This window comes from Candidatus Avedoeria danica, assembly GCA_016703025.1.
GTDB classification, from domain to species: Bacteria; Chloroflexota; Anaerolineae; order Epilineales; family Epilineaceae; genus Avedoeria; species Avedoeria danica.
This window is the reverse complement of the sequence record JADJCV010000004.1, coordinates 2,341,652-2,362,519: the sequence shown is the minus strand read 5'-3', so window position 1 is coordinate 2,362,519 and position 20,868 is coordinate 2,341,652. Positions and strand designations below refer to the sequence as shown.

At 70.2% G+C, this 20,868-nt stretch carries 12 protein-coding genes; 2 read left to right on the top strand and 10 right to left on the bottom strand.

What is annotated here, in order from left to right:
* Position 1: 1 nt before the first annotated feature.
* From IPG72_12455 to IPG72_12435, 5 genes are all read right to left on the bottom strand, one after another.
* A complete protein-coding gene (locus IPG72_12455) occupies positions 2-364 on the bottom strand; it encodes a rhodanese-like domain-containing protein (protein MBK6769800.1) in 363 nt (120 codons plus the stop codon).
* Between the two features lie 117 nt (positions 365-481).
* Positions 482-1,072: a DsrE/DsrF/DrsH-like family protein gene (locus tag IPG72_12450; GenBank protein MBK6769799.1), complete on the bottom strand. Its 591-nt coding sequence runs from the start codon at positions 1,070-1,072 to the stop codon at positions 482-484.
* A 71-nt stretch (positions 1,073-1,143) separates the two neighbouring features.
* On the bottom strand, positions 1,144-1,395 hold the full coding sequence (locus IPG72_12445) for a sulfurtransferase TusA family protein (GenBank protein ID MBK6769798.1): 252 nt from the start codon (positions 1,393-1,395) through the stop codon (positions 1,144-1,146).
* Positions 1,396-1,466: 71 nt separating this feature from the next.
* The gene (locus IPG72_12440; protein MBK6769797.1) at positions 1,467-2,690 is read right to left on the bottom strand and encodes an MBL fold metallo-hydrolase; all 1,224 of its coding nucleotides are present in this window, start codon (positions 2,688-2,690) and stop codon (positions 1,467-1,469) included.
* Positions 2,691-3,075: 385 nt separating this feature from the next.
* Entirely contained in the window at positions 3,076-7,020 is a 3,945-nt protein-coding gene (locus IPG72_12435) for a G8 domain-containing protein (GenBank protein ID MBK6769796.1), read from the bottom strand.
* 350 nt (positions 7,021-7,370) lie between these two features.
* Between IPG72_12435 and IPG72_12430 the strand changes: the two genes are divergently transcribed.
* Positions 7,371-9,761 carry a hypothetical protein gene (locus tag IPG72_12430; protein ID MBK6769795.1) on the top strand — a complete coding sequence of 797 codons (2,391 nt, stop codon included), beginning with the start codon at positions 7,371-7,373 and terminating at the stop codon, positions 9,759-9,761.
* Positions 9,762-9,810: 49 nt separating this feature from the next.
* On the top strand, positions 9,811-11,898 hold the full coding sequence (locus tag IPG72_12425) for an ABC transporter substrate-binding protein (protein MBK6769794.1): 2,088 nt from the start codon (positions 9,811-9,813) through the stop codon (positions 11,896-11,898).
* 118 nt (positions 11,899-12,016) lie between these two features.
* Here the strand turns inward: IPG72_12425 and IPG72_12420 are convergent, their stop codons facing one another.
* From IPG72_12420 to IPG72_12400, 5 genes are all read right to left on the bottom strand, one after another.
* Complete coding sequence (locus tag IPG72_12420; GenBank protein MBK6769793.1) at positions 12,017-13,042, bottom strand: HAMP domain-containing protein; 1,026 nt, start codon at positions 13,040-13,042, stop codon at positions 12,017-12,019.
* 102 nt (positions 13,043-13,144) lie between these two features.
* Positions 13,145-13,888, bottom strand: coding sequence for a response regulator transcription factor (locus IPG72_12415; GenBank protein MBK6769792.1), 744 nt, complete (start codon positions 13,886-13,888; stop codon positions 13,145-13,147).
* A 273-nt stretch (positions 13,889-14,161) separates the two neighbouring features.
* On the bottom strand, positions 14,162-19,129 hold the full coding sequence (locus IPG72_12410; protein ID MBK6769791.1) for a S8 family serine peptidase: 4,968 nt from the start codon (positions 19,127-19,129) through the stop codon (positions 14,162-14,164).
* Between the two features lie 5 nt (positions 19,130-19,134).
* Positions 19,135-20,250, bottom strand: coding sequence for a ketoacyl-ACP synthase III (locus tag IPG72_12405; protein MBK6769790.1), 1,116 nt, complete (start codon positions 20,248-20,250; stop codon positions 19,135-19,137).
* Positions 20,237-20,860, bottom strand: a complete 624-nt coding sequence (locus IPG72_12400) for a hypothetical protein (protein ID MBK6769789.1) — start codon at positions 20,858-20,860, stop codon at positions 20,237-20,239. The genes IPG72_12405 and IPG72_12400 overlap by 14 nt, the downstream gene beginning before the upstream one ends.
* Positions 20,861-20,868: the final 8 nt, after the last annotated feature.

Below are 20,868 nucleotides of genomic sequence, written 5' to 3'. Positions count from 1 at the left end.
GTCAGCCGCGCTGCGCGGGCAGGCCGGCGCGTGCCCAGGCCTGCATGCCGCCCGTCAGGTTGAGCGCGTTCGTGAAGCCGTGGCGGGCGAGCAGCTCGGCGGCCAGGCCACTGCGCTGGCCCGAGCGGCAGACGCACACGATCGGCACGTCGCGCGGCAGCTCGCCCAGGCGCTCGGCAAGGACCGGCAGGGGCATGAGGTGCGCGGCGGCGATGCGGCCGTCGTGCGCGAACTCGGCGGCCGAGCGGACATCGATCACGTGCAGCGGCTCGCCGCCGTCGAGCCGTTGCTTCAGCTCGGCGACAGAGAGAGCGCCGACGTGGCCTGCGGAGTGGCCTGCGGAGAGGGGGCCGGCGGCCGGCATGGCCGGGCGGGGTTGGAAGAGGTTGCGGAGCATCGTGGCCTCCTGTGGGACAACGCGTGGGGTTGTCGGTTGTCGATTCGTGCGGTGTCGAATGGCGATCGGCCGTCGTCGACGGCCTCAGATGAACAGCGTCACCTTGGCGCGGGCCGCGTCGGCCAGGAAAGTGGCCACGCCGCCGGTCTCGAGGCCGTCGATCAGCTCTTCGTCACGGACACCGAGCAGCTCGCGCGACATGTCGCACACGACCATCCGGACGCCGAGCTCCTGCGCCAGGCCGAACAGCTCCTCGGGCGACGAGATGTCGTGCTGCTTCATCAGGCGGCGCATGATCTTGGCGCCGGCGCCGAAGTAGTTCATCTGCGACAGGCCGGTCTGGCCGAGGCCGCCGGGCAGCATCGCCGTGAAGCCCTGCTCGATGACGTTCTTGCCGGCGAAGATCTTCTGCTTCTTCACCGCGTTCAGGCCCCAGAAGGTGAAGAACATGCTCACCTCCATGCCCATCGCGGCCGCCCCGGTGGCGATGATGAAGGCCGCGATCGCCTTGTCCAGGTCGCCCGAGAACACGACCATGGCGACGCGGTCCTCGGTGGACTGCGACGGGTGGTCTTCGAGGGCGGTGAGGCGCGCCTCGAGGGCGGCCAGGCGGTCGGGCGGGTCGGCGGCGGCGGATGCCGGAGGAGCGACGGGCGTCGGTGCCGACGCGGACATCGGCGTGACGGGGGCGGCCGGCACGTTCATGGGCATCGGCGCGGCGGACGGCGACAGCGTGTCGACGGGGCTCATGCGGTGCGCTCCAGGTAGTGGACGTACAGGTCCTGGCCGCCCTCGGCGGTCGTCTCCTGCGCCACGAGGCGGATGTTCTTGGCCGTCGTCGCCCAGCCCTGGAAGTCGGCGATCGAGCCGCGGTCGGTGGCGATGACCTGGAGGACGTGGCCGACGGGCAGGTCGCCGATCGCCTTGCGGCTCTTCACGAGGGGCATGGGGCACTTGGCGCCTTTGACGTCGAGGGTGGCGTCGAAGTGGGTGGACATGGGTGGTTCTCCTTGGGGTTGGGTTGGGCTGAGGGACGGGTGCGGTGGCGTGGAGCAGTCGGCCGGGTCGGCTACTGGCTCAGCGCGCAGATGTTCTTGCCGAGCTCGAGTTCGTCGGCCAGCTGCTCGCCGGCTTCGAGGAGGCCGATGTTCACGCGCTTGATCTGGACGTACTCGGGCGGGAAGACGGGCAGGTGGCCCAGGACGTAGGCGGTGAACTCGGCCCGGTCGCGGTGGCGCAGGGCGTCGTTCGTGGCAGCGACCGTGGCGTAGGGGGCGCTGAAGACACCGTCGGCGCCGGCTTCGTCGAGGGCGCTGAAGTGGGCCGGCAGGATGAGCGTATGCGGATGGACGATGGCGGGTAGGCGTTCGGTCAGGCTTTCGTAGAGCAGCGGTGTCCAAGCCTCGCCCTTGCCGCCGAGGTCGGGGCGGCCGAAGGAGCGGAGGAAGATCCCGTCGCCGGTGAAGAGAGCGCTCGTGCCGTCGGGGGCGTCGAGGCGGAAGTTGAACTGGCCGAGCGTGTGGCCGGGGAACCAATGGGCGGTGACGGTCACGGCGCCGATCCGGAACGTCTGGCCGTCGTCGAGCGAGGTGTAGGGAATCGTCGCCGGCAGCATGTCGATCGGGTGGATCGCATCGTAGGCATGGACGTGGTACGGTGCGCCGGTGGCATGGGCCAGCGCCGGGCCGCCGCTGATGTGATCGGCGTGGACATGCGTGTCGAGCACGACCGTGAGCGAGGCGCCGGCGGCGGTGATCGCGTCGTGGTATACGTCGACGTGCCGGAGCGGGTCGATCACGGCGGCCGCGCCATCGCTGACGACGACGAAGCTGAGGTCGCCGCGCGCCGGGCGGGCGATCTGGACGATCTTGCCCCACGCGCCGGCGGCGACGTCGCGCACGTCATAGTGGTTGCCCCAGGCCGGGAAGCCGCCCGCCAGGTAGCTCACCGCCATGCCGCGTGCGGCGAGCAGCTCGGCGACGTACTCCGATGAGCCCTCCTTGGCGCAGACGACGACCACCTCGCGGTCCGTCGGAATCGGTGCGGCGGCCTCGTCCTCGTCCTCGATGAAGGCGTAGTACGGGATGTTCAGGACGTCGAGCGCCTCGCGGCCCTCGACGTGCATCCGGGCGAACTCGGCGGGGTTCCGGACGTCGACGATCAAGAGCGGTGCATCGGCGAGCAGCTTGGCGTACAGCTCGGCGGCGGTGACGGCGGTGACGGCGGGGGCGGCAGGTGAGGTCGTGAGCGGCGCGACTGCGGCGGGCGCGGCGGTGGCAGCGGGCGCGGGCATGAGGCTGAGGTCGGTCATCGGGCTTCCCTTTCGGCGCTTCGGGCCGCGCGCTCGTGGGCGTCGGACGGCCGTGTCGGTGATGCGCCTAGGATAGGCCGGGGGCGTAAGGGGGGGACAAGGGGATCGTAAGGGTCGTGTAAGGGTCGAGCGGATGGACCCCAGACCCCAAGCGGGACCCACGGCGAGGGGGATGCCCGTTATTGGCCCGCCGGTCGTCGTTGGCGGGCAACGGCATGCCGTTCCCCATTGGCAGCAACCAAGCTGGTCAAGCAACTCGACACCTTCCGGCAGGCCGCAAAGGCGAGCGCGTCGGTAGGTCTCGGAGAAGGCGGAGATAGAGCTGCCTGGGGACGCTCATGATGTCCCTACCGGATTCCGGCCGGCCTCACTGCCCCCCAAAGCCGCTCGGCGGCGGGGGGGCGGGACACGGATTCTCGCCCGGGAGCAGCCTCATCGGCACGTTCCAGTCCGCATCGTCCGGGAACCACGTGGCGAGCGGGAGGCCGGCCACGGTGTACGGGTGCCCGGCCCGCGACGCCTCGAAACCGCTGGGCATCGTGAAGGCGTAGCCGAGGCAGCCGCCCTCGGGACAGTCCGCCAGCGTCAGGCCGTCCATCGTGTCGGCCACGCCTGCCGTCACCGTGGCCCATTCCTCGCAGATGCTGCGGATGGCATCCGCTAGGTCGCTCTCGGCGTAGCGCTCGGCGATGGTGCAGCCGCCCCCGTCTGCCGCGATCTGGCATAGGTCGCGCGGGTGGCACTTCTCGTCGTCGGCCCGCGCCGTGAAGGCGAAGTCGGCCCCGATCTGCGCGTTGTCCAGCGTCACGGTCAGCACGCCGTTGACCGCGGCCGGCAGCGGAGCCGCAATACCGTCGTCCGCCGTCACGAGTAGGTTGTTGCCGCCGCCCGAGAACACGTGCGGCTGCACGCGCACCCAGCGACCGTCGGTCGGCCGGAAGCCGTCACCGACGAACAGTTGGTAGGTCACGCGCGTGTCGGGCCGGGCAAAGAGGTGGTAGAGCACGTACGTTTCGCCATCGCGGAACGGCGCGAGGTGGCTGTTGACGGGCAGCAGTCGGTTCTCGCCCGCGCCGCAGGACGGCTTGGACGTCATCGTCGTGTCGACGTAGTACACGCCTCGGTCCGCCGTGAGGTAGGGCGCCTCGCCGTTCTGGCCGCCCATCAGGAAGCTTGCCCGCCAACAACCGCAGGTCGTGTCGCCGTCGCATACGTCGCTCGCGAGCTTGAGCTGGCGGTAGATCGGCACGGCAGGGTTCACCGTAGGGGTGTTCCACGCTTGCCAGTCCACGGTCCATGGGCCATCGCCCTGGAGCTTGGCCATCGCCGTGGTCACGAAGTCGTAGGGCGATGTTTGCACGCCAAAGGACAAGCACTCGTCGTCCTGCGACGGCGCGTCGAAGAACTTGTTCCGGCTGATGGATGCGCTTCGCGGCCCGCGGCTGCTCACGACGCCCGTCAGCGTGCCGTCCAGGTCGTTCAGGATCGTCGAGAAGTCGATCGAGGTGACGAGGCCAAACGGGTCGCCGCCCGCGTAGGGCGCATATTGGTCGAAGGTGTTGTGGCGAAACGACGCCGCATCGAAGCCCGAGCGTCGAAACGCGAACGCCGGCGGGTAGTAGAAACCGTTCTGCTGCTTCCAGCCGATGGCCGCGTTGACGACCGTCATCTGCGGCGGCGTGCCGGCCTTCTTCGGCTGCATCGTGAACGTGTAGACCCCGCAGCGAGCCAAGTCTCCCTCCGGACAGTCAAACGGTGCGACCGCCGCGAACGCGCTGCCATCGGAGTAGAACGGCCCGTCGTAGATCGTCATCAGCCGCTGCGGGTTCAGGCTGCCCGTCGGATAGCCGATGCCTTCGGCCGGCAGCGTGAGCGCGGGGCCACTGCGGACGGCGCGCGTGACGTCCGGGCCATGATAGCCCGCCGGGTCGCCCCCCGAGGTGGTGCCTACGAACAGGCTGTCCCTGGCAATCTGGAGGTTGCCCGGCGGCACCTGGGCCCAGCTCCCGCCCGTCACGAAGCCCAGACCGCCGAAGAGCTGGTCCGTGATCGCGCTGTTGACGAAGACGTACCACCACGGTCGCAGCCAAACGGAACCGAAGCCGACCTCGGCCCAGTTGAACGACGTGGTGAAGCGATCGATGACCGTGCCGGAGCACGAAGGACCGTTGAGGGCCCACGAGTCGCCCGTCGCAATGCCCTGGCGGCAGTTCGGCTCCGGCCGGCCGGGGAGCGCGGCGAGCGCGGGGTCGTCGACCCGCGTCGGGTTGAAGTTGCCGCTGACCATCGGCCGCATGATGTCCTCGACCTTTAGGTACGGGTTGGCAAGGGCGTGAAAGCCCGTGTTCACGGGCTGCGTCGGCTCGACGTCGATCGTCGTCTGCAGGGCGTAGGCCGCGGTGGCGCACGAGTTGGCGCGGAAGCGCTTCAGTGGTGCCTGGCGCGCGCCGGCGCGATTGAACGCGGCGTAGTCCTGATCGGTGTTCGTGCCGGACGTCCAACGGACCGCCCCCATGCCGGCCATGTGGCCGGGCGCGCTCATGCCGCTGACGCCGGAGCCGAGCAGCCAGTAGCATGAGCCCGCGCCCATCACGCCGACGGCCTTGTTCCCCACGAACTCGTTGTAGGCGTTCATGATCCAGAACATCACCGGCATGTGGCCGTCGCTGCCGGCCGTGCCGGTGCCGCCCTGGATCTTGTCGAGGATGGGCGGGACGGCGCGGTGGGTGGGGCTGTCAGGCGGCTGGGCACGGTAATACTCTTCGAGCGCGCCACGGGCGGAGATGCCCAGGTTGTAGCACAGGAGGTTGTTGATCTCGGAACCGTCCTCGAGGAAGAACCCGTGGCCTACGGAGAGGTACCCGACATTGCGGGCAAGGGTCACGTCGTGGGTGCCGTGGAGCACCACGAAGCGGTTGTGGCTCTCGGTGATCGCGCTGTCGGTCACGAAGGCGTTCGTGTAGCGCGTGGACTTGTTCAGGTGGAAGTGCAGCGGGTAGTGACCCATCCGCCCGCCCTGCCCGAGCTGGTGGAATGCGACACCCTGCACGTGGAAGGCGCCGAATCCCTGGCGCACGATGACGTGGCCACCGAAGTAGCAGCCGGGGTCGTCCGCTTCCATACCGCACCTTCCGGCATCCGGAAACGGCTCGTCGGCGGTGCGGCCGAGCGAGCGGATCGTGATGCTGCGCGTCAGGAGGCCGGCTGCGCCGCGCACGTCCACCGCCGTGTTTGGGTTGCCGGTGCCGGCCATGGCCTGCGCGGGCATCGTGAAGACGTCGCCGCGGTGCTCGAAGCGCGGCGGTGCCTGGAGCGTCACGACGCCGTTGGCGTTGTCGGCCACCGTCACGACCTCGGAGTGGCTCGGGTACCAGTCGGTCGTCGCCAGCGCTACCCGGTCCCCCTCGGCCCAATCCACTGGGTGGTCGAGTTCCAGCCTCGTCGTCCCGGGGCCGATCGGCGCGGCGAGCCGGGCCCAGCTGGAGCCGGTCGCCTCGGTCGCGTGGAGGTCCGGCCCGGGCGGGGCGCAGGTCGGGTGCTCCACCCGCGCCGTCGGGTCGGACGCGTTGGGTACGACCCCTCGCCGGCCGAACAGCTCGAGCCGGCCGCCGTAGCTCACGGCCAAGACCTTGTAACCGAAGAACCCTTCGTCGTACTCCAGGTCACGGTAGCCCTCGAACCGGGCGTTGTCGCCTATGGCGCCGGCTTCGCGCGCAGTGCAGGGATCGTCCGGGTCCGTTCCGAGGCAGAATCGATCGACCCGATCCTCCGGGTAACACCCCGTCTCGCCCTGGCCGCCGATGCAGCGGATGCCCGGCTCGGACGCCGGCCGCCTGGTGCCCTCGGCCGTCGGGTCGTCGCCCCACAGGCCGATCGTGAGCGAGCCGCCCTTGGCGCCGAACGGCTCGTCCCAGCTGCCTGCCCGCACCGTGCCGCCCATCTCCACCAGGATGGACTTGGCACGGAAGTCGATCGCCCGCCCGTCGTCCTGGAAGTAGAGCGTGCCGCCGTCGGCGACGTTGACGAACTCGTACGCGTAGTCGTCGTCCGCCGTGATCAGCGTGCATGCGCCGTCGGGCCCGCCCCGAACGACCAGCGGGCCCGTCGTCGTCTCCGGCGGCCGGCAGCCACTCGGGTCGAAGGCCTTCGTCTCGCCGCCGGCGCCCGGCGCCTCGTTGGCAACCGGGCTGGGCGGTGCCGGGGCGGGTGGTGGCTCGGTCGACTCCGGCGTCGACGTGCAGGCAGCGAGGGCGACGAACAGGCCGGCGGTCGCAAGGCGCACGACACCGGAGCGGAGGGGGATACGGCACATGGCGGGCACCATCCTCGGCGGGGTAGGGGGGCGTCGGCGGCCGCAGTGGGCGAGGTCGACGCCTGCGGGACGGGGGCAGCCCGGGGAAACGTGCGTCCGCCCCCGAGCCGAACGCGGGGGAGGCCGGGACGCGGCTATCCCCCTGGCCTTGTCGGCCGGAAAGTATGCCTCAGGTGGTGCGAGGTTCTCACGTTACGCCGCGCGGAGCGCAGGGCCACTGGGCTATGCGCCCGCACGGATTGACTCCCGACCGCCGCGCACTACCATGCGGCCGCGCGCCGATACCTGGACCCCGCCTGCGCGCTGCAAGTGTCAGCCGCATCCACCACGGACTTCCCCGGAGCCCCACCATGTCTGCGTGCCACATCGCCCGCCCTGTCCTCGCCGCCCTGCTCGTCGCCGTCGCGGCATGCGCGCCCGCCGGCACAGTCCCGAAACCGGCGCCGTCCGAGCCGCCGTCGGCCAACGGTGCACCGTCGCCGGTGGCGAACGAGGCACCTGCGGCGCAGTCCGGGTCCCTTGACCTCGCCGGCGAGACCGGTGACTGCGCTGCCGCCGCTCCCCGCGCCCTCATCGCGATGAACGCGGAGGGACGCACGTTGGCCGTCGGACGTTCGCTGCAGGGTGCCGCGAGCGTCATGTCCATCTTCTCGACCTTGAGCAAGGTCAGCTCAGTATTCAGCGCCGCCCATTCCGGCATGGGCATCTACAACGGCATCATGGACTGGACGGGCAACGGCGCCAACCAGCAAGTGCTGGATCGCTTGGACCAACTCGATCGCGACATGGCCGGCCTGCGCAGCGACGTCGCGCGGATCGAGAACCGCATTACCCAGGGCTTCGACGAGGTGGTCGAGGGCCAGTGGAACGACCGTCAGAAGGACTTCGCCAACAGTTGGGCGAGCCTCCTGTCCTCCTACGATGTCGCCGTCGTGCCCAAGTCGAACCAGCTCGAGACCGCTTTGGCGAACATCAAGCAGGGGCAGGGCACCTCCGACCAGCAGCTCAAAGCCCTGGCGAACGCGATCACCTCGGATGTCGGCGCCTGGAGCACCTCGACGTGGGACAAGGTCTTGGCCGACGAATTCGGCAAGACGTCCTATTCCGTGAGCAACTACGGCCAGATCGTCGCCTACCGCACGGAGCGCGGTTACGGCGGCGCCTGGGGGTTCGGCGACCTGCCGTACTACAGCAAGCTGTATGGCTATGCCACCAAGCTCTTGTTGATGCAGATCGAGGCAACGCGCCTGCTCATCGCGGCGCACACGTACCTGGGCGAGTCGGCCGCGGCGGAAGCGGCGTCCCAGACGCTAACGGTCAACGGGCGCCGGCTGCTCCAGGAGGCGGGTTGGCCGCTGGACCTGTGCGACGGCGAGGGCAACGTCGTCGGGCTGGTCAACCGGATCGGCACGTCCGGCCGGGCCACTCCGGGCCCGGTGGAGATCTGGCCGGCGGCACCGAACCTCGTGCAGACGCTCAGTGTCAACATGGGCGGGGTCGACTTCCTCCTCAATTTCCCGGGTGGTGACCGGACCGGTCCGGTGTCGGCGCCGGTCATGGGCGGCCTACCGTCTTCGGGCAGCGCGAGCATTGACCTGCTCGCATCCGCGGTTCCGGCCAAGTACGCGGGCGATGCCGCCGCCTGGATGCATCTGCAGGGGTTTTCAGGCTTCGACAAGTCAGCGAAGGTCTCGGCACCGCTCACGAACTCGGCCGTACAGCTCAACGTCATCGCCGCGCCCGCTTCGAGCGCCCCCCTGTCGTGCCCATCCAAAATGGACGTGTACCGCTATGTCGACGTGACGGTCCGGTCTCTGGCGACCGGAGGGTCCGAGACCGTGCATCACCTCCTCGCATACGGGTGCAGACGGGACCTCCGTGATACCTTGAACATCACCTGGGAGCCGTTGAAGACCTTGGCGCCCATCCCGGCGCCGTTCCCGCTGGCTGCGACCCGGCAGGCCGAAGTCAACCCGGATACGAACGTGCTCCGGCCGGCAACGGACGACTACATCGGCGCGCACCTGGCCGCCTTTGTGCCCACCGTGCGGCCGGCGATCCCGCAGCTCCTTACCCCGACGGTCCGGCGGACCGCCCCAGGCCAGTTCAACGTCACACTGCAGTGGACGAAGCCGGTCACGAGCCCGACCGGCTACGAGGTGTTCGACCTGGCGCATCCGGAAACGGACCCCCCGTTGCTCGGTGGCGCGGCGCCGGATGGCCCGAACTCCGTGGCAATCGTCCCGGGCGATGCCACCTCGATCAAGCTCGAGGGCCTGCCGCTGCGCGCCGCCCTCATGCTCCAGGTGCTCGCCTTTGAGGACCGGGCGTCGCCATCCGATGGTCCGCAGACGCGCGTCTACTCCTGGCCGTCCGTCCAGCGCATCAAGCTCGCCGAGTTCGCCTCCGTGCCGAAGGTCGGCGATATTCGGGCGAACATCCTCGCTCAAACGGCAACCACGTCCACGTTCACGGTGGCTTTCGAAGAGCCGGCCGTGAACGCCGTCGCCACGGCCCGTGAGTACCGCATCGACGGCGTCGCGACGGGTGACGAGGAGCCCGTGCACTACACGGATTGGACCCCGGTCCCTCCCTTCGGTAGCACGAAATCGCCGGAATTTGTCGTCCCTCGGGGCAAAGTGATCGACCTTAGGCTCCGCGCGCGCAGCAAGGCGTTAGACGTCGAGGCATGGGTCGATGGCGGCGCGGTCGACTTCACGCTGAGCCCGGACACCCTGTAGACGGTCATACGGGGAACGCGGCCCGGACCGCGACGCCGGAGTGGGCACCGTGAGGCCGGTCATCGCCGCCGTGGCCGTGGCAGCCCTGCTGTGCGGCTGCGCGTCCCAACCGCCGCTGCGGATCGGCGTGATGCTGCCGCTGTCAGGGTCGGCCGACCTCGGCTTGCGTCCCGCACTCGCGTGGGCGCAGGCCGCGGTGAATGACGCCGGCGGCGTGGCGGGCCGGCCCATCGCGCTGGAGTACGCCGACCTGGCCACGACGACCGCCGCCCAGGCGGCCGACCGGTTCCTTGCCGACGATGGCATCGTGGCCGTGATCGGTCCGGACGCGTCGGCCGACGTGTTCGCCGTGGCCGACCGCTTCATCGCCGCGCAGAGGGTGCTCATCTCGCCGAGCGCGAGCGCGGGCGACATCTTCCGCGCCTTCGGCGGGCGGGACTACTTCTGGCGCACCGTCGAGTCCGACGTCGCCCAGACCGAGACCATGCTCGCACACGCAGGCAAGCAAGGCGTGCGTCGCGTCGCGCTGTGGACCGACTTCGGCCCGTACGGGGCCACGTTCTTCGACTGGTTCGGCTTCCTGGCCCGGGAGCTGAGCATGGAGGTGGTCGGCATCGTCCGGCGCCAGCCGGATGCGCCGGACTGTTCCGCGTCGCTGGCCGAGGCGATTCGGGCGGCGCCTGAGGTTCTCTTCGTCGCCACGACGTCGATCGACGACATCGCCTGCCTGCTGCGCACCGCGCCCACGCTCAGCCCCGCGACGCGGCTCTTCTTCAGCGATGGCGCCCGTTATCCGGGCCTGCCCGGGCGGCTCGGTGCCTTGGGTGAGGGTATGGAGGGGACGGCCTTCGCGCCCGATCCCGCGACCGGCTTCGAGCCGGCATACCAGGTCGAGCTGGGTGTCCCGCCGCCCGCTTTCGCCGCTCCGGCGTACGACGCGCTCGTGCTCATCGCCTACGCCCTGGAGCGATCGGACGGCGCCGGCGGCCCCGCCCTGGCCGCAGCGATCAAGGAGGTCGTGACCGGGCGCGGCTCTCTGACGGGCTGGGACAAGGCGGGTATCGCCGAGGCACTGCGCCGGCTGAGGGCCGGCGAGCAGCCCGACATCACCGGTGCGACCGGGCCGCTGGAGTTCGACCACGACCGGTTCACCGATCCGACCCAGTCCACCTTCCGAGTCTGGCGCGTACGCGCGGGCGCCTACGAAACGACCGACTACCTGAGCGGCACCGGCTCGCTGCGGGCGGCGTCGACCCACTCCGCGCTGCGCACGCTGGCCTCGGTGCGCCACCGTTCGACGGCCGACATCGGCGCGGCGGACGAGCATCCGGTCGCGGAGCGGCGTGGCCTGTGGGCGCTGGTCGCAGCGTTGTCGACCGGCTGGGACAACTATCGACACCAAGCCGATGCCCTGGCCATGTACCAGCTGCTGAAGTCCCGTGGTGTGCCCGACGAGCGCATCATCCTCGTCCTCGAGGACGACCTCGCCGGCGATCCACGCAACCCGGACGGCGCCGTCCGCAACGTGGCCGGCGGTCCTGACCTGCGTGCCGGTGCCGAGATCGACTACCGACTGAGCCAAATCGGGCCTGATGACCTGCAAGCGCTGCTGGAGGGGCAGCCCACCGCTTCGACACCCGTCGTGCTCGGCGGAGGCGCCGGAGACGACGCTTTGGTGTACCTCGTGGGGCATGGCGGAGGTGAGGGGCTACACCTCGGGGCGGAGGATGCGACGGGGCGAGGGGGCGGCGGCTACCTGGACGCGCCACTCCTTCGCCGAGCCCTCGATGGCCGGCGTGCCACCGACCGCCATCGCCGGCTGCTCGTGGTGGTCGAGGCGTGTCATGCCGGGGTGCTCGAGCCCGGTGTGGTTGCGCCGGGTGCCCTGCTTGTCGCTGCGGCGAGCCCGACGGAGAACTCGTTCTCGGCGAATTGGGACGCGGCGGGCGGGTTGTGGCGGGCCGATCAGTTTTCTTGGGAGTTGTACCAGACGCTGTCCGCCGACCCGACCCGATCGATCACCGCATTGTATGAGTCGCTCTACCTCAACGTGCCGGGCTCTCACGTCACCGTCTACAATGCGGAGCGCTTTGGCAACCCGCGCCTCATTCCAGCGGCCGATTTCATCACACCTTGAGTGCACGATGCGTGAGCGGCCGGATCATGCTTTGTGTGGCCGAGTGCGTGGAGGAGCGACCCCCTACACATAGACAGTCGAGGTGTCGGGCACCGGTGGGCCGTGCCGTTCACATCCCTCACCGACCCACCGGCAACGTCAACGTGAACGTGCTCCCCCGCCCAATCCCATCGCTCGCCGCCGCCACGTCGCCCCCCATCGCCCACGCCAGGTGGCGGGACACCGTCAGGCCGATGCCGCTGCCGCCGCTGGCGCGCGCGCGGGAGCGGTCGACGCGGTAGAAGCGCTCGAAGAGGTGCGGCAGGTCGGCGGAGGCGATACCGATGCCCGTGTCGATCACGTCGAGGCGGGCGGTGCCGGCGTCGCGGCGGAGGCGGATCGTGACGCGGCCGCCTTCGGCCGTGTAGCGCACGGCGTTGCCGACGAGGTTCAGCACGATCTGGGCGACGCGGTCCGCATCGGCGTGGACGACGAGGGGCGCACCGTCGGAGGCGACGTCGATCGTCACGCTGCCGGCGGGCGTCTGGGCGCCGAGTTGCGCGGCGACGCGCCGGGCGAGGGCGACGAGGTCGAAGTCCGTCGGCGACAGGTGGATCTGGCCGGCCTCGACGTTGGAGAGCGTCTGGAGGTCATCGACGAGCCGGTGCAGGCGGCGGACCTCGTGCTGGAGCTCGTGGAGCGTCGCGGGGTCGGCGGTGAAGACGCCGTCCAGCAGCCCTTCGAGGTAGCCCTCGAGACCGGCCAGCGGCGTACGGAGCTCGTGGGCGACGTTGCCGATCAGGGCGATCCGGCGGGCCTCGACGGCTTCGAGGGCGGCGGCCATCTCGTTGAAGCTGTCCGCCACGGCCGCCAGCTCGTCGCTGGCCGGCACGGCGACGCGCTCGTCGTATCGCCCGGCCGCGATCCGCTCGCTGCTGCGGGCGATCTCGTCGAGCGGGCGGAGGATCTGGCGCAGCAGGAGCACGCTCGTCGTCAGGCCGACGGCGGCCGCGGCGAGGGCGGCGGCGGCGAGGGGGCGCAGATCGTCCGCGACGAGGCGGGCGCCGGTGGCGTCGGCGGTCACGGCCAGCACGGTGACGCCGACGACGACGACGAGGAGCTGGGCGGCGACGAGCTGCCAGCGCAGCTGGCGGAGTCGGGTCATGGGGGTCATGGGGTGGGGGTCGTGCGGTGTCGCGCATGAGGCGCCGCACAGGCGACATCACACACGGGGGTCGCACATCGGGTGACGATCATGGCGCGCCGCTCATCCGTCGCGCGCGTCCGTGAAGCGGTAGCCGACGCCGCGGACGGTGGCGATGACGTTTGCGCCGCTGGCGGCCTCGATCTTCCGCCGCACCTGGCCGACGTAGACGTCGACGACCCGGTCCGTGCCGTAGAAGTCCGCGCCCCAGACGCGGTCGATGAGCTGCTCGCGGGTGAGGGTCTGGTTGGGGTGGCGGGCGAGGGCGACGAGGAGTTCGAACTCCGTGGGCGTCAGCTCCAGCGGCCGCCCGCCGGCGCGGACGTCACGCCCGTCGGGATCGATGACGACGTGCTGGAAGCGCAGCACGTGCCTGCCCGCCTCGGCAGCTGCGCCAGCCGCGGCCTCCCCCCGCCGCCGCCGCAGCACGGCGTCGACGCGCGCGACGAGCTCGCGCGGGCTGAACGGTTTCGTGAGGTAGTCGTCGGCGCCGAGGCGCAGACCTGCCACGCGGTCCGCCTCCTCGGTCCGGGCCGAGAGCATGACGATGTAGACGTCGGACCGCTCCCGCAGCCGCGCCGCGACCTCCATGCCGTCCATGCCCGGCAGGTTGAGGTCGAGGACGACGAGGTCGGGCGATTCGGCCTCGGCCTTGAGCAGCGCGTCCGGCCCGTTGTCCGTGCACACGACGCGGTAGCCGGCCTGCTCGAGGTAGGCGCGGGCGACGGTGCGGATGCTGGGCTCGTCGTCGACGACGAGGATGGTCGCCGGACGGGGGGTGATGGGAGGGTGGGGGGATGGGAACATGGAGGGACACCGGAGGGGCGGCCGCGGTTGGGGCGACGAGGGGCAGGAGATGGAGGCGGATCGGGGAATGGCACGTGCGCGGGCGATGATACCGCGTTCCGGTGGGATGGGGCGTACGAGGGTGGGGTGGGATCTCGGTGAGTTTACACTTCGGTCTCGGTTAGACACGCGGGCTGTCTAACCGAGATCGGGGGTCGATCCAACCGAGAGACATGTGTAAACTCACCGAGACTCGGCCGCAGTCTCACAGATACAATCACCCGGTCCCATCCGTCACGTGTTCGCCAACATCCCGATGAGGTTGGGCATGCCGTGCCCTTGGATGTACGGATCCCGCCCAAGGTCGATGCAGTGGTCGAACAGGATGCGCTTGACGCGATCCGGGTAGCCGATGAACTCCCTGTGCACGGAGAGGAAGCCTGCGAGCAGACCGGAGACGTGCGGTGCGGCCATGCTGGTGCCGCTCATCTCGATGTAGAGATCGTCCGCCGCATAGTTGCCCGTCTTCGGATCGGGGTCGACGGCCTTGAACTGATGAAGCGCGGAGAGGATCCGTTCACCGGGGGCAACCAAGTCCGGCTTCCTTCGGCCGTCGGCCGTCGGGCCGCGCGACGAGTAGTACGAAACGCCGTAGGTGTGCGGGTTCGTCTTGTGGATCGAGCCGACGGCGATCGCTTCGTCGAGGTTGGCCGGGTCACCGATCGATAGGTCGAGGTTCGACGGAACGTCGCCGTGCGCGGTTTGCAGCAGCGCATAGCCCTCGTTGCCGGCTGCAAGACAGACCAACACGCCTTGGTTCCAAAGGCGCCGCAGCTCCTGGCAAAGCGGTGTGTGTCCGCACGCGTAGACGCTTGGGTCGAAGTTGCCGCCCAGGCTGAGGTTGACGCCGGCAATCACCAGCCGGCCGGCGGACTCGTTGAGGTCCGCGATCGTGTCGAGGGCCTTGATGATCCAGGAGTCCTGCCCGTTGCCTTGGTCGTTCAGCACCTTGAACCCGTACAGTGACGTCTGCGGCGCGACGCCGGCGAACCGGCGCGGCTGCTCACCGGGCTTGAGGACGATCGACGGGCACTCACCCGCGATGATGCCGGCGACGTGGGTGCCGTGGCCGTGCTCGTCCAAGCCGTTAAACGCTTGGTCCTGAGGCGTGTATCGCCGAGCGCCACCGGCCTGCGTGCAATCCCACTGGGCCTTGACGTTGCTGTGCATTCGGAAGTGCGGATGGTCGGCGCGGATGCCGGTGTCCAGGACCGCCCAGCCGATATCGCGCCCCGTGGCATCGTAGCCCAGCACGGCGGGGCGCGACTGGATCGTGTGGACCGACGCGTGGACGAGCGTCCGCTTGACCGCATCACGCCAGACGCGCTCGACCTTCAGGTCGCCGAAACACGTCCGGAGCTGCTCGATCTCATGGCGCGTGAGATGCGCGGCCACGAAGCGCTTCAGCGGCTCGACCTTCGCCTGCTCGATCTCGTCCTTCACATCGGACTGCGACGAGCGTGCCGTCGTCCGTACCATCTCATGGATCGCGGTGATCAGGGACTTGCGAACCGTGTCAACGGTCTCCATCTCCTCCTTGGGCCCGTCCTTCTTGGGCATGTCGTTCCTTGGCGCCAGCTGGATCAACACCGGGTGCCTCGCCAAGCGGTGACCATCCTCGATCCCGTCGACCAGGTCCTTGGCAATGATCGTCCGCGCCACCGGCTGGACGAACGCATTGCCGACGGTCTCGAGCACCACCTGCTGGACGACCGGGACCCGCAGGTAACCGGAGCCGGAGTGGGGATGGCGCGGTGACTGAGCGTTGTCGACGGGCACGTCCCGTATCTTTTGACCGGCCGACACCTCGTACTCGTCGGCCACCGTTGTGTCCGCCGCGACGGGGTCGCGGGCATCGGCGACGTTGACCCAGCGCTCGACGCACGGCGGCATGCGCAACACGCCGTCGGGCGACCATACCTTGAGGATGTCCCGTACTTCGGCGATGCCGAGCGGCGAGCCGATCGTCAAGAACAGCTTTACGTTGCGATCGGCCTCCGGCAGCCTTCGGAGCACGTTGTAGGCGATCATCGAGCCCTGGCTGTGGGCGATCACGACGAACGGCCCGCCGCCCGCGCTGAGACGCTCCGTCAGGCTCGCTTCCATCTCCGAACGGCGCTCATCGTCGAAGAAGAACTCGTTGACGTCGCGAAGAAACACGCGCGTGATACGGCGGGTGATCCAGCGACGAACGAAGGGCGGGAGCGGCAGAATCCGCGCCCCTACGCCGCTCGCCGCAACAGCTGATTGTGGCTTGTCGGCCTGCGACGCCATCCGCTCGGCCAGGCCGGTCAGCCAGGCTCGTTGTTCGTCGCCGGGCGCGATCGCGGCGATCTCGGCGGCCAGCCCGGCGTCGAGGCCGTCGGACGCGGCCTCGATGATCTGCATGGTGGACCGCGTCGAGGTTTCTTCGGCGTCGAGGTTCTCGATGGCTTCGGTCATGCAGGTGTCGGCGGAGGGCGTCGGATAGAACGCCCGATTCACCCAGTACGCCAGCCGGCTTCGATCGCCCAGCTCCCGCCCGAAGAGCGCCGTGTCCCACTGGCACTTCAGCACCGACGCGGGCGGCTTGTTCCCGATGCCGTGTACATAGATGATGGTCTGCGCATCCGGTTGCGCTCCCTGCCTGACCGCCAGGGGCGCGTCCTCCTGGTGCATCGTGCTCTTCACGACCTTGAACGCCAGCTTCGACGGCTTCGTGGTGAGGCCCGCGACCATGAAGCGCTGGACGACCGGCTCGTCCGGCTCGGTTCGCCGTACGGCCCGGGGAGCTCGACCCTGCGGTTCCTTGCCCATCATCCACTCCTCGTCTTGTTGTTGCGACATCTCTTGGTGTTGCTTAGTGTTGCGATATCGATTGCCTTCGCTCCCGAACCGAACGGCCGGCCTTTGGCCGCATCGCGACCAACCCGGCGACTCAAGCCGGCGTGAAGTCCGCCGTGAGCGCGCCGACCCTTCCGCCGCCCACGTCGACCGGCCGCCACCCCCAATCCCCGCCCGCCCCACGTGCACCTGCCGAAACGCCTCGACGACCCGCTCGACGTCGGCGTCGCTCACCCCCCCCACCGGCACCGCCAGCCGCACGAGATCGACGCCCGCCGCCGCCTGCCGCGGCGTCCCGAGGTGCGCGCCCACGCGCACGCCGCCCGCGACGAACATCGCGTTCGCCAGCGCCGTTGCGCGGTGGTCGTCCGGGCCGAGGTGCGGCAAGAAGGCGGCTGCGTCCACGTAGACGGCGTGGCCGCCTGGCGGGCCGACGACCGGGATCGAGCGGGCGGTGAGCGCTTCGTGCAGGCGGCGGACGCAAGAGGCGCGCATCGCTGCCGCCGCGCCCACCGCATCATCCCCGGCGAAGTCCGCTCCGTCGTCCGTTCCAGCCTCCGACGATGGCGTTGCCGCCGCGCCCGTCGCCACCGCCGCCGCCATCAACGCCCGGTCGTCGTCGCCGAGCCCGTCGCCGTATGCCAGCACCGCCAGGTCGCGCAGCCCGACGAACAGCGCCTCGTCGCGCGTGCCGACGAAGCCGCCGACGGGCGTGACGAAGTCCTTGCTCAAGCTTGCGGTGCATGCCGTCGCGCAAGCGCACAGGTCGCGGACGATGTCGCCGAGCGGGCGGCCCGCTTGGCCGCTCTCACGTTCGCGAACGAGCGCTGCATTTGCGTAGGCGCGCGTGGCGTCGATGAGGACGGGCACGCCGTGAGCGGCGGCGAGGTCGCGCACGGCGCGCAGGTGGGACAGGCGCACGGCGTGGCCGCCGATCGCGTTCGCGCCGAGCTCGACGTAGACCGCCAGGATGGGGGCCGGGCAGTCGTTGGCGTCGACGCCGGCAAACACGTTGGCCAGCCGGTCGAGATCCAGCTCGCCCTTGAACGGGTGCGGGTCGTACAGATCGTCCGCCTCCCTAAGGCCGAACTCGAGGACGAGCGCGCCGGCGCTCTCCAAATGGAATCGCGTGGTCGGGAAGAGGGCGTTCGTCACGACGGCGGCGCCGGGGCGGATGAGCGCCTTGGCCAAGAGCGCCTCGGCGAAGCGGCCGCGGTGGACCGGAACGATGTGCGGGAAGCCGTAGCGGGCGGTGAGCAGCGCTTCGACGTCGGCGGGGGCGGCACGCGACGATGTCGCCGCGCTCGATCGCACCCGCTCGCGCCAGCTGTCGCTCATCAGGTCGACGGCGATGGCACCGTGGGGCAGGCGGACCGTGTTCCAGCCGGCGGCGGCGAGGGCGGCGCGGCGCGTGTCGGGCGTTGTGATGTCCGGTGCGGCGACGTCGGCGTGCTTCGCCACCAGATCCTGCAGCGGCAGCACACGGAACGTCGAGCGGATCGGGTCGACGACCATCACGTCGGGCAGGCAGTGCGGCGGCCGCCAGCCGGGCGTGCCCTCGCCGACGAGCACGAGGTAGATCTCCGTGCTGATGAGCGACGCCGAGAGCATCGGCGAGATCGCCACGGACGGTGCCTTGAGGTTCCGCAGGTGGCGCTCGATTGCGTCGATGTGCTCGGGCACGACGAGGTCGCGCAGGCCGTCGGGCAGCTTCGAGGTGGCCACCGCCTCGGCAAAGACGCGGCCGTAGAGCGCCTCCATCGGCATCCCGTCCGGTGCGGCGTCGACGATGATCGCACCGAAGCCCAGCATGGGGGCGCAGAAGACGTGCAGGCCCTTGGCGCGCGCCAGCTGGTAGAGGCCGACGCGCAGCAGCGGCGACACGGCCACGTCCAGGCAATCGACGACGACATCGGCGCCGTCGAGGAAGGCGCCGAGGTTGTCCGCCGTGACGCCTTCGGTGAACGTCGCGAGCCGGACGGCCGGCTGGATCGAGCGCAGGACGTCGGCGTACGTGTCCGCCTTGTTTCGTCCCAGCGAGTCGTGTGTGGCGGCCCACTGGCGGTTCATGTCGGGCGGATCGAAGTCGGCCGGGTCGGCCAGCGTGAAGCCGCCGACGCCCATCCGGGCCAGCGTGATCGCCACCGCGCCGCCGACGCCGCCGCAGCCGGCGATGGCGACCGTCTTCGTGGCCAGCGTCGCCAGCACCTCGTCGCCGACGAGCATCTGGGTGCGGTTCAGGTAGCCGCCGCCATCGTACGTGCTGCCGTGGCTGGCGGCGGCATGGTCGTCGCCGTGGTGCTGCTGCCCGTTGCGGGCTGCAGCCTGGCCGGGACGGCGGGACGTCGTGGTCTCGGTCACGGTCGTCGACGTTGTCATGGCGATCACTCCTTTGGGGTCGCTCGGTTCAATGTGCCGGTCGGAGCCGTCCATTCGATCAGGCAGCCGCCCCAGCTCAGCCCGCCGCCGTAGCCCACCAGCGCGATCCGGTCGCCGCCGCGCACCGCGCCCGCGCGCACCGCGTCGGCCAGCGCGAGCGGGATGCTCGCCGCCGACGTGTTGCCGTGGGCGTGGACATGGGCGTAGATGCGCTCCGGCGCCACGTCGATGCGCCTGGCCGCGGCTTCGAGGATCCGCAGGTTCGATTGGTGCGGGATGACGAGGTCGATGTCGGACAGTGCCAGCCCCGCGTCGAGGGCCAACGTGCGGACGACGTCGCCGACGATGCGCACCGCGAAGCGGAACACCTCGTGACCGTCCAGCTGGACGTGCGGCGCACACATCGCCTGGCCGTCGATCGCTCCGGAGTGGCGCAGGCCGATCGGCAGGACGATCAGATCGCCCTGCGCCCCGTCGCTGCCGAGCGTGAAGCCGATGATCCCGCCGGGCGTGTCGGACGCCTCGAGGACCACTGCGCCGGCGCCGTCGCCGAAGAGCACGCACGTGTTGCGGTCCGACCAGTCGACGACGCGCGACATCGTCTCGGCGGCGACGACGAGGGCGCGGCGATAGCGGCCCGTGCGCTGGAGCGCCGTCGCCACGGCGAGAGCGAACACGAAGCCGGAGCACGCGCTCTGCACGTCGAACGCCGCGGCGGCGCGGGCGCCGAGGTGGCGCTGGACCGTGCACGCCAGGTTGGGGACGAGGACATCGAACGTGTTCGTCGCGCAGATGATGAGGTCGATGTCCGCCGCCGCTAGCCCCGCCGTCGCGAGCGCGTCCCGCGCGGCGCCGACGGCCAGCGTCTCCGTCGACTCGTCGGGCGCGGCGATGTGCCGCGTCACGATGCCGGTGCGCGCACGGATCCAGGCGTCGGAGGAGTCGATGCGCGTGCATACGTCCTCGTTCGTAACCGCCTGCCGCGGCACGTCGGCGCCCCAGCCGACGATGTGGGAGTACGGCGGACGGAGCGACTCGCCAGGGCGGAGCGGAAGCTCCGCGCGTCCACGAGGCGCGGCCGCGCGGCGGCTTGGCGAGGGACTCGTGTTACGCCGCGACACTGCGGACCACCTCCAGCAGGCGCTTGCGTTCGGCCGCCAGCGTCGCCAGGGCGGGGTTGTCGTGCGGCGGGAGGCGGCTGGCGGCCTCGGCCACCGAGCCGCGCATGAGCACGGCCGGCGTGCGGAGGTCGGCCGTACCGTCGGTCCGGGCGATCGTCGTCAAGCCGAGGAGGCGTTGGTAAGCGCGCTCGTGACGCGGCGCGAAGCTGAGGAGCGCGGTCTCGATGCCGCAGCGGCCGAGGACGTCGGTCGTGGCCCGGATGAGGTCGAGGACGAGCGCCATCGTCGCGCGGTGACCGGGTTCGGTGATGATCCGCCACGCCGCCCCGATCGGTAGTCCCTCCGCCCGCACGGCATCGCACGCCTCGGGGAAGTCGTGATCCACGTGCAGCCCGCTGGGGCCGTCGAGCGTGATCGAGACGGTACCGACGATCGAGCCGTCGTCGACGGCCACGACGACCATGTTCTCGGGCGCGGCGTCGATGTCGGCGTAGTGGCGCAGGCGACCGTCGGGCTGCGGACCGATGTAGCCCAGGGCGACGTAGGCGTCGTGGGTAAGGCGATGGACGGCGTCGAAATCAGCCGCGTCGAGGGCGGGGCGAATCAACATTTCGGAAG